This is a genomic window from Pontibacter sp. HSC-14F20 (assembly GCF_019599265.1).
In the GTDB taxonomy this organism is placed as follows: domain Bacteria; phylum Bacteroidota; class Bacteroidia; order Cytophagales; family Hymenobacteraceae; genus Pontibacter.
Genome location: NZ_JAHZTC010000018.1, coordinates 1 through 12,594, shown reverse-complemented (window position 1 = coordinate 12,594; position 12,594 = coordinate 1). Strand labels below are relative to the sequence as shown.

At 48.8% G+C, this 12,594-nt stretch carries 12 protein-coding genes and 1 riboswitch; of the genes, 4 read left to right on the top strand and 8 right to left on the bottom strand.

The genetic code is table 11. The annotated features are described in order from the left end of the window. The first annotated feature begins 24 nt into the window (after positions 1–24). Complete coding sequence (locus K3G39_RS16125) at positions 25–216, top strand: hypothetical protein (RefSeq protein ID WP_220627213.1); 192 nt, start codon at positions 25–27, stop codon at positions 214–216. On the opposite strand, the gene queG is transcribed toward K3G39_RS16125, so the two are convergent. After that, positions 207–1,154 carry a tRNA epoxyqueuosine(34) reductase QueG gene (gene queG, locus K3G39_RS16120; protein WP_220627212.1) on the bottom strand — a complete coding sequence of 316 codons (948 nt, stop codon included), beginning with the start codon at positions 1,152–1,154 and terminating at the stop codon, positions 207–209. The two genes, K3G39_RS16125 and queG, sit on opposite strands and share 10 nt — an antisense overlap. A 270-nt stretch (positions 1,155–1,424) precedes the next feature. Between queG and K3G39_RS16115 the strand changes: the two genes are divergently transcribed. Next, a complete protein-coding gene (locus tag K3G39_RS16115) occupies positions 1,425–1,871 on the top strand; it encodes a RidA family protein (RefSeq protein ID WP_220627211.1) in 447 nt (148 codons plus the stop codon). Positions 1,872–2,120: 249 nt separating this feature from the next. Here K3G39_RS16115 and ruvB read toward each other — a convergent pair whose 3' ends face one another. After that, the gene (ruvB, locus tag K3G39_RS16110) at positions 2,121–3,164 is read right to left on the bottom strand and encodes a Holliday junction branch migration DNA helicase RuvB (RefSeq protein ID WP_220627210.1); all 1,044 of its coding nucleotides are present in this window, start codon (positions 3,162–3,164) and stop codon (positions 2,121–2,123) included. A 211-nt stretch (positions 3,165–3,375) separates the two neighbouring features. On the opposite strand from ruvB, the gene K3G39_RS16105 reads away from it, so the two are divergent. Continuing rightward, a complete protein-coding gene (locus K3G39_RS16105; protein ID WP_220627209.1) occupies positions 3,376–3,882 on the top strand; it encodes a phospholipase D-like domain-containing protein in 507 nt (168 codons plus the stop codon). Positions 3,883–4,094: 212 nt separating this feature from the next. On the opposite strand, the gene K3G39_RS16100 is transcribed toward K3G39_RS16105, so the two are convergent. Further along, positions 4,095–5,273: an acyl-CoA dehydrogenase family protein gene (locus K3G39_RS16100; RefSeq protein ID WP_220627208.1), complete on the bottom strand. Its 1,179-nt coding sequence runs from the start codon at positions 5,271–5,273 to the stop codon at positions 4,095–4,097. 172 nt (positions 5,274–5,445) lie between these two features. Further along, on the bottom strand, positions 5,446–7,923 hold the full coding sequence (locus K3G39_RS16095) for a TonB-dependent receptor (protein ID WP_220627207.1): 2,478 nt from the start codon (positions 7,921–7,923) through the stop codon (positions 5,446–5,448). A 62-nt stretch (positions 7,924–7,985) separates the two neighbouring features. After that, positions 7,986–8,083: riboswitch (TPP riboswitch) on the bottom strand. 232 nt (positions 8,084–8,315) lie between these two features. Here K3G39_RS16095 and K3G39_RS16090 point away from each other — a divergent pair. Then, positions 8,316–8,564, top strand: coding sequence for a hypothetical protein (locus tag K3G39_RS16090; RefSeq protein WP_076669363.1), 249 nt, complete (start codon positions 8,316–8,318; stop codon positions 8,562–8,564). A 74-nt stretch (positions 8,565–8,638) separates the two neighbouring features. Here K3G39_RS16090 and K3G39_RS16085 read toward each other — a convergent pair whose 3' ends face one another. From K3G39_RS16085 to K3G39_RS16070, 4 genes are all read right to left on the bottom strand, one after another. Continuing rightward, positions 8,639–9,514 carry an aldose 1-epimerase family protein gene (locus tag K3G39_RS16085; RefSeq protein ID WP_220627206.1) on the bottom strand — a complete coding sequence of 292 codons (876 nt, stop codon included), beginning with the start codon at positions 9,512–9,514 and terminating at the stop codon, positions 8,639–8,641. 14 nt (positions 9,515–9,528) lie between these two features. Beyond that, on the bottom strand, positions 9,529–10,050 hold the full coding sequence (locus K3G39_RS16080; RefSeq protein ID WP_220627205.1) for an AAA family ATPase: 522 nt from the start codon (positions 10,048–10,050) through the stop codon (positions 9,529–9,531). Positions 10,051–10,167: 117 nt separating this feature from the next. Beyond that, positions 10,168–11,124 carry a hypothetical protein gene (locus K3G39_RS16075; RefSeq protein WP_220627204.1) on the bottom strand — a complete coding sequence of 319 codons (957 nt, stop codon included), beginning with the start codon at positions 11,122–11,124 and terminating at the stop codon, positions 10,168–10,170. 347 nt (positions 11,125–11,471) lie between these two features. Further along, on the bottom strand, positions 11,472–12,594 hold a 1,123-nt coding region (locus K3G39_RS16070), incomplete at its 5' end, for a T9SS type A sorting domain-containing protein (protein ID WP_220627203.1).

The window sequence follows — 12,594 nt, the reverse complement described above, 5'->3', positions numbered from 1 at the left end:
AATGCCGAAATACCATAAACAAAAATGCTGGAGTACATTAAAATGATCTTGTTGAAGGTGAGCTTTGACAAAAAGCTGTTTGAGAAAGAATTGAGAAAAGCCTTTAAAGTGCTGATTCCCGAAGAACTTAAGCAGCTGAAGCAATGGTGCTATGAAAAATTTTCGGAGATGTATCTGTTCGTGCTGAACAAGGTTTTCTCCAGAGCTCAGGTATGAGAACCGGGGCTTTGCTCCACAAAGCGGATATTGCGCTGTAGGCCATTGTAACCTGTTCGTTTTACAGCTGATTTCTTGAAAAGCTGCGCAAAGACCTCCTGTGTAATTTCCTCCCAGTCCGACTTCTTCATTTCCTTTAGATGCGGGTGCGGCTCAAAGGCTGGCTCCTGGTGCGGCTTGCTGAACCGGTTCCATGGGCATACATCCTGGCAGATGTCGCATCCGAATATCCAGTTGCCAAACTTCCCGTTCATTTCCTGCGGCAGTTGATCTTTCAGTTCGATGGTAAAGTAGGAGATGCACTTGCTGCCGTCTACCACATAAGGCGCCACGATCGCATCGGTCGGGCACGCATCCAGACAGCGCGTACAGGAGCCGCAGTAGTCTTTGATTGGTCCGTCGTATTCCAGTTCCAGATCGATAATCAGTTCGGCGACAAAATGAAAACTTCCTGCTTGCGGCGTGATCAGGAGGGTATGTTTTCCAACCCAGCCCAGTCCGCTTTTCGAAGCCCAGGCCTTGTCGAGTACCGGAGCAGAATCCACGAAGCATCGGCCACCGACCTCCCCTATTTCCTCATTTATGTAATTGAGCAGCGTTTTCAGCTTGTCTTTGATGACAAAGTGATAATCGGTACCGTAGGCGTACTTCGATACTTTGTATGTATCCTCGCCGGCCTGCTGTTTCTCTTTTTCGGGATAATAGTTGAGCAGCAGCGACACTACCGATTTAGCACCCTCCACGAGCAGACGCGGGTCGAGCCGCTTGTCGAAGTGGTTTTCCATGTAGCGCATTTGACCGTGCATGTTCTGCTTCAGCCAGTTCTCCAGCCGTGGTGCCTCCTCTTCCAGAAAATCCGCTTTGGAAATGCCGCAGTACATGAAGCCCAGCTCCTGTGCTTTCTGCTTGATGAGGTATGTGTTGTGTGCTTTGTTCAAAATTTGCGTGTCACTCAGGTATAGCTATACCTGGAGAAGAACAAATTTACGGAGAAATAAATCCGATTCGAACCTAAGTTTGCCAGGGTATACCTAAGCTCAACAATCTGCACTCCCTGGGTTGTCCGTTATTGGACAGAGCCGTACTATTTAGAACACTTTCAGAACCTGACATTAGCGCTATAAAAGCCTTTAAACCTATCTGCGGGCACTCTTTGGATTTGGCATACGCTTGGGTATAGAATCAGAAAATACAACAAACTCACAACTATGAAAAATCATTGCTTTCTACTCATCGCCTTTTTGGTTGGCTTCACTTTTAACCTGCAGGCACAAGGACAAAAATTACAGAACGGTAAAATCTTTCATCTGCATCACGCAGGGGAACAGGAATGGAATTACGCGCAGGCTTACCGAAGCGGCAACATGCTATACCTGTCGGGCACCGTCGGGAAAGGCGACATGGAGCGAGCAATGGAACACGTATACAAAACCATTGAGCTAACGCTGAAGCAATACGGACTTGACTTGACGCATGTGTTAAAAGAGAACTTATATGCCACAGACATTGAGGCAGCCAAGAAAAGCCAGCCTATACGCAAGAAATATTATGGCACCCATACACCAGCTGCCACCTGGGTTCAGGTCTCAAGGCTGTTTGAGGAAGATACTGTTCTGGAAGTGGAGGTGATCGTGGAGATTGAAAAGACGGAGTAGCATTTATATCCACCTATTCTTAGAATAATATACATTTGCTTTGTTCTGTCAATTATCAACTATGCTTTTCCGCGCCTTCGTGCATACCTTCAAAATTACAGCGCTCTTCTGCTGCCTATTGTTTTATGGATGTGTCAACAGCAGTTAGCTTGTGTTGATAAAGCAGGTTAGCTTGTATGACCTGAGGTATTTCAAAAACAAAAAAAGCAGGCCTACAGCCTGCTTTTCCCATTTATCACAAACAAATTATTACTCCGCCTGATCAAACAAACCACCAGCTACTACCTGCTGCGGCGGAATTTTACCTAAGTGGCGGTAAGCAGCTTCCGTGGCCTCACGACCGCGCGAGGTGCGTTTAATATAGCCTTCCTGAATCAGGAATGGTTCGTAAACTTCCTCGATCGTCTCAGATTCTTCACCGCACGCTGTGGCAATGGTAGAGATACCTACCGGACCACCCTTAAATTTATCGATGATGGTGCTCAGAATGCGTTTGTCCATATCATCCAGACCGTTGTGGTCTACATCCAGTGCGTTCAGAGCAAACTTCGCAATCTCTACAGTAATGGTACCGTTACCTTTTACCTGCGCAAAGTCGCGGGTACGGCGGAGCAGGTTGTTGGCAATACGCGGTGTACCACGGCTACGACGGGCAATCTCAAAAGCAGCATCCTCGTGTATTGGAGCACCTAATAAAGCCGACGATCGCTTCACAATCGAGGTAAGCAGTTCGGCATCGTAGTACTCCAGACGTGAATTAATGCTGAAACGGGCACGGAGCGGCGATGTTAGCAAGCCGGAACGAGTGGTCGCACCGATCAACGTAAAAGGATTCAGGCTAATCTGCACAGAGCGGGCGTTCGGACCAGAGTCGAGCATAATGTCGATTTTGTAGTCCTCCATGGCCGAGTACAGGTATTCTTCTACGATCGGGTTGAGGCGATGTATCTCGTCGATAAACAGCACATCGTTCGCGTCGAGGTTAGTCAGCAAACCCGCCAGATCGCTGGGCTTGTCCAGTACTGGTCCGGAGGTCATTTTTATACCTGCGTCCAGCTCCGAAGCAATGATATGCGACAGCGTAGTTTTGCCCAGGCCCGGAGGTCCGTGCAGCAGCACGTGGTCCAAAGCCTCGCCACGGTTTTTGGCCGCCAGCACAAATATTTTGAGGTTCTCCACCACTTTGGCCTGCCCCGTAAAGTCGGCAAAGCTCAGCGGACGAAGCGCCTTGTCTATGTCTTTTTCGACCGGCGACATGTAGTCGTTACTGCCAGTCAGGTAATCTTCTCTCATAAAAAATACACTCTGATTAAGCGCTTTCTGCTATACCTAAAGGTAACAGTTTCAGATATGCTTTCGCTCCATTTCTACAGGCGAATTTACTAAATTTTGCTAATTATTTTATAGTACTCCGCATAAAATCTAATCATATTAGCAAATGGCGGGATTAATTTAATAATCTGCTATACCTGTAGTACCTTACGAGTGCCAAAACCAGCTCCCGATGCATACTCATCAGCAAAAAATCACCAGCCACGCCTTCTTCAGTCCCGGCGACGACTGCCTCAACGCCATCATTGCCTGCCTGGACAATGCCGAAGAAAGCGTAAAGATATGCGTGTTTACGATCAGCGACAACCGTATTTCGGACGCCATTGTGCGGGCGCACAAACGAGGTATTGCCATCAAAATAATGACCGACAACCACAAGCTGCACGACGCAGGTTCGGACATAAAAGAACTGGCTGCCAGAGGGCTGGAGGTACGGATTGACAAAACGCGCAACCACATGCACCACAAGTTTGCCATCTTTGATGAAGAGCAAGTGCTGACCGGTAGCTACAACTGGACGCGTAGTGCCGCCTTATACAACCACGAGAACATCCTGATTACCGACAACCACAGCATTGTAAAGGACTTCAGCGATGAGTTTAACCGGCTTTGGCAGGATATGATGAAGTACAACCCCGGAGGCAAAAGCAGGGAGGAGCTTTGGGAGCTGGGAGAGTAGTCTGATTACTCCGGCAATACCAGCTATACCTATACCTATTTCAGCTTCTGCTGTATTTCTTCAAGCATTGCGATAACAGGTTTATCAAAGACACGCGCGGAAGTTTTGCATAACGCTAGGTATACAGAAACAGCAAAGGCAGCCACTTGCGCAGCTGCCCTTCTATACCTTACTCGCTGCCCGATCAACGAGCAACGCATAATAATTTACTATTATTTAAACGCCGGTATACCTGTGATATCTGCTCCGGTAATGAGCAAGTGAATATCGTGGGTACCTTCGTAAGTGATCACTGACTCTAGGTTCATCATGTGGCGCATGATCGGGTACTCGCCTGTAATGCCCATACCGCCATGAATCTGACGTGCCTCGCGGGCGATGTGCAGGGCCATGTCCACGTTGTTGCGCTTAGCCATTGAGATCTGCTGCGTAGTAGCTTTCCCTTCGTTTTTCAAGGTGCCAAGTCTCCAGGCCAATAGCTGCGCCTTTGTGATCTCGGTCAGCATCTCCGCGAGTTTCTTCTGCGTGAGCTGGAAAGCACCAATTGGCTTATCGAACTGGATACGCTCCATGGCATACTTACGCGCTGATTCGTAGCAGTCAATGGCTACACCAATCGCACCCCAGGCTATACCATAGCGGGCAGAATCGAGGCAGCCGAGCGGACCGCGCAAACCTTCAATATTGGGTAGCAGGTTTTCTTTCGGCACTTTCACGTTATCGAATACCAATTCGCCGGTGCAGCTGGCGCGCAGGCTCCACTTGTTATGGATTTCTGGTGTGGAGAAGCCTTCCATACCGCGCTCCACGATCAGACCTTTGATACGACCTTGTTCGTTTTTGGCCCACACTACTGCCACCTGGCACTCCGGCGAGTTGGATATCCACATCTTGGCACCGTTGAGCAGGTAGTGGTCGCCCATGTCTTTGAAATTGGTCGTCATGCCGCCCGGGTTAGAGCCATGATCAGGTTCAGTGAGGCCGAAGCAGCCCAACCACTCGCCGCTTGCCAGCTTGGGCAGGTACTTTTTGCGTTGCTCTTCAGAGCCGTAGGCATAAATTGGGTACATCACCAGCGAGCCCTGCACCGAAGCTGTAGAACGCATACCTGAGTCGCCGCGCTCAATCTCCTGCATAATGATGCCGTAGCTGATGTAGTCCAGTCCGCCACCACCGTACTCGGCAGGTATAGTCGGGCCGAATGCGCCTACATCTCCAAATTTTTTCACGATTTCGGAAGGGAAGTGTGCGTCCTGCGCCCACTGCTCGATGTTTGGAGAGATCTCACGCTTCACAAAGTCGCGTAGGGTCTGGCGGATAAGGATATGCTCCTCAGTGAGTAGGTCGTCAATGTTATAATAATCAGGGGCTCCTGATGATTCGTAGGCCATAGCTTATTTCGTTTTTTTAAGGAAAGGGTAATACGCAAATATAACAAGTTTTCTGAATCAGGATTTATTGGACTAAGAATGATTTTCAGGATGATTACATTGTTAAGTGGTTAAGATCAAAAAAAAGCCCCACCAGTTGGTGAGGCCTTTAAACATCAAAAATCAATCTATGTTAAAATCTTAAGCCTACAGATGCCAGGAAGTTGCGGGTGGCTTGCGGATAGTAGAAGTTTTCGGTTGTCAGCTCCCCTCCTGCCAGGTAGCTATAGGTATAGCCATTGGCGGCATAGCGCTCGTTAAATAGGTTGTTGACCAGCAGACCAAGCTCCAGGCCTTTTAGCACGCCCGTGAAACCGGTGGAATAACGCAGGCGCAGGTCGCCCACCTGATAAGCAGGTATAATGCGGTTATCATTCTGGGTATTGTCCAGGTACTGCTTGCTCACTGTTTTGTAAATAAAGGCGGCCTTCAACCCTTTTAGCACCTCTACCTCCAGTTGCGTTGCCGACACAAAATCCGGAGAGTAAGCAATGGTGGCTTCGCTGTAGCTGTTCATTACCTGGCCTCCCTCGTCGTAGTCGTCGATGTACTCTTCAAAATCGCGCACTTTATTTTGGCTGTAGCTCAGGTTGCTGCTCAGATTCACAAAGTTGCCCAGGCGAACTGCTCCGGCCAGCTCTATACCCTGGCGGTAGCTGCGGTCAATGTTCGTGCGGGTATAGGCACCCACATCGTTGATCTCACCGGTCAGCACCAATTGGTTTTTGTAGTCCATGAAGAAGTAGTTTGCCTCCAGACTAGCGCCCAGTGCACGCCCTGCCAGCTCGCCCAGCGCCAACTGACCACGGTAGCCAGCCTCCACGTTGCGCAGTGTCTCGTGCTTCGGACGGCTGTCGACGGTAGATTCCGTAAAGTCGTCACGAACTGGTTCGCGGTTGCCGATGGCATAAGAAGCATAGAGCTGATGCCCCGGCTTAAATTCATAGCTTATACCTGCCTTGGGGTTGTAGAAGGTATAATCCACGTTTTGTTCCAGATTCTCAAAGTTCTTGTCGATGCCCTCGAAGGTATAATTCACGGTTCGCAGTTGCATGTCACCAAACAGACTCAACTGATCCGTCAGACTATAGATCACCTTACCGAAAATGTTGAAGTCGTTCTTCACGGCATTGTTGTCGTAATAGCGGTCGCCGATGTTGGAGGTAGAGGCAAATCTTGCCCAGATCACCTCCCCGAAGTGGTCACCGTCATACCTGTTCCAAGCACCGCCCAGGGTTGCATTCAGGCGTGGCGTTGGATTGTACTGAAAAGCATAGGTGGCACCGAAGAAATTATTGTCCAGCCAGCGGCGACGGATCAGATCGGTCCTGCTGATCGTTTCCTCTCCTACCTCCACATTGGGCAAACCGTAGTTCGAGAACTTGTCGTTGGTACGGAACTGCTCGTAATAGCCTCGTCCATAGGTATAGTGCAGTGCTCCAGAGAAAGTAAGCTCCGGCGAGAAATCATGCGACAGGTGCAACTGGTAGTGGTCCTGCTGGTAGTTGTCGGTTTCGTTGTCGTAGGTATAGTAGTTATACCTGCGGCCAGCTGTGCGCAGATTTTCTAGGTCGCTGCCTTCTATGCCGTTACGATCGATGTAGGCCTGCAGGTCGGCAGCATTGCCATACACCAGCGCTTCCGGCGTACCATACCAGGCCTGGTAAGTCTGCTCCTGACCCGAGAATGTCACGAACTTCACGGTTGTTTTATCGCCGTAGTAGCCCCCTGAGAAGTACATGGATTTCAGGTCAGAGAAAGCACGGTCGATATACCCATCTGACTTGATGTGCGACAGGCGGCCATCAAAAGCAAATTTTCCGTTGATCAGGCCCGTGCCGAAGCGCACATTGTTCTTCCACGTGTTGAAAGAGCCGTAGCTGTTGTCGGTTTCGGCGTAGGCTTCACGGCGCACTTTCTGAGTTTGAATGTTTATACTCGCTCCAAAGGCACCTGCTCCGTTGGTGGACGTGCCCACCCCGCGCTGCACCTGCATATCTTCTACAGAGGAGGCAAAATCCGGCATGTTCACAAAGAAAGTACCGTGGCTTTCGGAGTCGTTTACAGGTATACCGTTCACGGTCACGTTAATGCGGGTAATGTCGGAGCCACGAATGCGGATACCGGTATAGCCCACGCCTGCGCCAGCATCAGAGTTTACCACCACCGACGGCGTCTGCTCCAACAGGTATGGCAGGTCTTGCCCAAAGTTGCGTTCGGCTATTTCTTCGCGCGTCACGTTCGTGAAAGTAGTGCCGGTCCGTTCGTTGGCCCGGGTAGATGATACGAGTACTTCGCCGGTGCTCACACTGGTTGGCTGCAAAGCTAGCCGCAGTTCGGTGTCGGCGCTGAGTTGTATTTGTCTGCTCAGTTGGCTGTAGCCCAGGTAGGATACGTGCAAGGTATAGCTGCCGTCAGAAAGGTTCTTGAATTGGAAGTAGCCATCCGGACCGGACACGGTGGCTTGGTTGCTGCCGGAAAGTACGACGGTGGCTCCCGCCAGCGCTTCGTTTTGGGCAGCATCGGTTACGTAGCCGCTCAGATTGAACTGAGCAAGCAGCTGCAATGGCAACAATACAACGACTGCCATCACAATCAGTAATTTTTTCATGGAGGTGTAAAAAAAGAATAAGTTGAAACATACAGACCTGCCTGGGGCCGGCAGCCTGCTACATAGTTTCCCCGCGTTTTTCCCTTCGCCGGCATTATCCGGATCAGGTTCAATGGGTATGATCTCAGCCCGTTGTTATAAGGCACCCCTAAACTGCTGTAAAGGTAGACCCGTTTTTTGATCAAAACAAAACCAGCAGGGGCAATTTATGGCCAAACCACTATATCAAGCAGTTAAGTACAATTTTATTTTAACAAAAGCCGATAACCACAGGCGGGCAAACTACGTTGAAAACAATACGAGGCACGTTTTCAAGCATCCATGCATAATAAGTAGGATTTGCCAGGAAAATAGGCCGGCTGAACCAATTTTAGAGTTTAAGAAGAAATGTGATGATGATCAGCTTACTGTATACCTTAGCACTGCTAACGATACTGGCATACTACGCTTTCGCTCCACGCAAAAAATTCAGAGGGTCTTCCTCTACTGATAACGATGACGATGGAGGCGAGCCACTTGGCGACGATCTGCCAGATCTGGACCTGCCACCCGGCATATCATTGCCTATCAATGATTATGAACCGCATTATGACCTGAGACGCATCAAGGTTCCCAAGTTTCCGGAGCCTTCCCTGCAATGAAATGCTCTTAAATCAAAAAGTCCCCTGCCGAATAATCGACCAGGGGACTTTTTGATTTAAGAGCATTATTTCTGCTAAAGTACTTCTAAGGTAAAGGTGCGCTCGAACACCTGCATTGGACTGAGCAGGTTGATGCCTTCCTTTTTTTCGAGTTCGCCGGATTCACCGTCGCGACCAGCTATACCGCACCAGGGCTCAATGCATACATAAGGCGACGGCCCCGGCTTCGCCCAGATGCCCAGGTATGGAAACCCCGGAAAAGTTATTTCTATGCGCCGCTGGTTGGTACGGCTACCCAACGACAGTTTATCAGAATTTAAGTGCTTGAACACCAGTGCGTCTTTCTCAAAATAACTGTGTTTTAAGGGCAGTACCCGATCGTGCTCCAGCACCTTCGCCGTGTCACCGCTTTGCAAGCCCGCATCCGTGAGCAGGTAGCGATGCAGGGTCTCTTCCTTCTCAAATTCAATGAAATAGTCTTCGTACTGCTCGCCTCCATAAAACGGGACATTGAACCCAGGATGGCCACCAATGGAAAAATACATTCCTTTCTTGTCGCGGTTGAGGACCTGGTAAGTAACTGACAGCTTGTTGTTTTCGAGCTTGTAAGCAACCAGTAGCCTGAACTTGAACGGGTATACCTGCAGGGTTTCTTCATCGTCCTCTAGTTCAAACACCAGCTTGTCCTCCTCCTCCTCTATGAGCTTAAATTCCTTGTGCCGCGCAAATCCGTGGCGTTTCAGGGCAAAGATCTCATCTTCGTAGGTATAGGTCCCATCGGGCAACTCCCCTACGATCGGAAAAAGGTTAGGCGCATGACTGCCCCATATCTGCGGGTCGGCCTGCCAGATAAACTCCAGGCCCTCATCGAGCTTAACGAAGTGTTGCAACTCAGCGCCTTTGCTCTCGACGCCCACCTTAAAGTTATAATTCTGCAAATAGTATAGCATGGCTAGGTATAGTTTTAGGTATGTTGCCGGAGCAAATCATCGATGTACTTAGTGGCCTTATCAAACCGGTCTTCGTGCTGTCCGCTGACCTCCAGATAGGGCACCTTCAGTTCCTCCAGTTCCCGCTTATACCAGTCATAAAAGTACTGGCGCAGGTGCGGATGCTCTCGCTGCGGATCAGGCTCCCACGGCAAATCAACGCCCATGAGCAGGTAAAGGTTGTAGTCCTGTTGCTTTAGTTTTTGCAATACCCAGTCGGGGTACTCACCAAAGGCATGTTCACTCCATATCTTGATCACCAGCAGGTCGGTATCCGAGAAGAGTATACGCTCTGCCTGCCCTTCCATCTGCGCTTCCAATGCCAGTTGCTCTCTGGCAATCAGCTCCAGATCCTGCAAGGTATAAGGTCTTTCGAGGGTTTCGATGTAGGTGCGGGCGTACTCCGGCACCCAAACCGTGTTGTAGTGCGCGGCCAATTGCTGCGACAGCGTAGATTTGCCCGTAGATTCAGGCCCTGTGATGGCGACTTTCAGCATATCGCAAAGGTAGGGCAATTATGCTGAAAGTCGCCATCACAGGGCCTGCTACAAAAAACAGCCGCCGGGAGGATAACCCTCCGGCGACTGTTCATTTCTTTAATCTGGTTGACGGCGTTATTCTTCGCAGTGATTTTCGTCAATCCAGTTACCGATGGTGCTTGCTGCAGTTTGCAGATTGCAGGTAGTCGAACCATTTGTATAGTAGGTCGCGATGCAGGCATAGGCATTACGTACAGGCTCCGGCAGCATGGCTAAATATTCGTTCCAGCCGATTCCCTGCTCCATGGCGCTCAACACCAAAGCACCTGCCTGGAAGAGCGCTTTGGCCTCAGCAGTAGTGGCGGGCAACGTATCTACTCCTTTTTTCAGTTTGCGAGTACCAACATAGACATGATCTACTCCCATTGGCCAGTTTTTGCCTTTGTTGCCTTTGTTGAAATAACGGCCTTGTGAGAAAGAGCAAACTTCAACAGGTTCACAGTAGTCTTCACAAGTACCTATACTATCTCTGTTACATTGCTGCTCACGAGGGCCGCCTGTTTTTACCAGTATGTTCGCACCACTAAGGAGCGCGCCGTTAGCAACCGAGAATGAAAAGACAGCATTGTTCGCTTTCAGGATGTCGTCCAGACCGCCTTTCATCTCGAATTTCACTATACCTGTTTCTACCACACCCGGGGCAGTACAGCTTCCGTCAGAGTACTCAAGCACAAAGCCATTACCATATGTATCGAGTGTGCCAGCTACATAAGTCTTACCTGCCACGACGATTTTAGCACTCGTAACACTTCCACTAACTAAGTATAACGGATTTCCATCACAGTCTAACAGTTCCAGGTTGAGATGGCTCAGACCATAGGGAGCACTGCCGCCTTTTAACGAAAAGGACCAAACGCCACCAGAATAGTTCATACAACCAACACCATAACAACCGAGGGTTGCCTGGTATTCACTTACAGATTCGCTGCCAAGGGAAGCAGTGGGGTTTACTTCGTCGCTTTCTTTGGAACAGGCAAAAGCCACAAAAGCAAAAAGGAAAATCAGAAACGAGTAATTGAAAACTTTCTTCATAAATTTTTAAGGGTTATAGTTAGTATTGGTTGTTAATTGGAGTAGCTGATAAAGAGGAAAATTTCAACAGCAGAAGTAATTGAATTTTTTGTTGAATCTTCTTTCAATCGTATGCCAGATGGTGTGCGCAAGGAATTAATTATATATGATATATTAAATATTATTTTGTATTATATATAAACGTAGGGGTGAATAAATGTATTCCCAGGGTGAATGGCTTTGTAATAAGAACTAAGAAAGAACGTGAGAGGATGGAAAGACTTGATTTATCTCATTCCAATACATAAAAAAGCTGCCGCCAGCAGGTTTCCCCACTAGCGGCAGCCTTATTTAACAGCCTCCTGCTGTTATTCTTTTTTAAGTAGTTTAACCGTTTTCGTACCAGAGTCACACACCATGCGGGCGATATACAGACCTTCCGGCAGTCCGCCACCATCTACCTCTACGGTGTTCACTATACCGGCTTTCGCCTCACCAGACTTCAGCTCTCTTACCAGCGCACCGCGCATGTCGTAGAGTCGCATACTGAAGTTTTCGTCCTGTGCTACTGTGAACTCAATCACCGCTTTGTCAGTGAATGGAGTTGGATAAGCACGGAGTTCGTGAGAGTTAGCAAGGTCTGGTCCTTGGAGGGTACTAGTAGATGTTGCAGTAAAATTGCTTCCAGGGTCATAATTTGAATTGTTAAGAGGACAATTCTGATTATTAGCTCTATCAAATTCAACTGCTAACGCTCCAGCACTTGAGTAGTAAATTCCGTCTAGTGTTGCATATCCATAGTTAAACATACTTACAACTGCTGCTTGTATTTCAGCTTTGCTGTAATCGTAGGTAACATTTTGATGACACGCATTCAAAAGAGCACTCACAGCCTGACGAGCAAGGTTATAATAATCCCCACCACCAAGTCCAAGTGCCTGCATCATAGTTAAATTTTTATTCAAGCCCCTTCTATCAGTAATAACAGAGAAGGCATCAACGAAGAATTTAGATGCAGATATTTTCTGTTTTTTGTTATCATAAGGAATATATCCGCAACCCCATGCTTGTGGCCAGTTTTTCCAGAAACCTAAAGTACAGCCGGTGAAATCTCCGCAACTAGGTGCTGTCAATGTTACAGCAGGTGCTTGCGCTTCGCAACCACCGGAGCTAACATAGTTAGCATCTCTTACAGTCACAGTATAGTTACCAGCAGTAAGATTTAGAATAGAATAATTCCCTTCGCTGCTTGTAACATAATTAACAAACCCATCGACACTTACTCTGTATGGAGCTGTCCCACCTGTAATTGTACCAGAAATAGATCCTCCATTAAGATTCTCGCAAGTCGGATTTACTGCTGTCGCGCTGGCCACGATGGCGCTCGGAGATTCGACGTCGATCGTGCCAGTGGCAGGGCAGTCGTTGGCGTCGGCAACCGACCAGGCCAGGCCATTGCCCGCCGATACGCCCGTGAAGACGCCCGTCGCG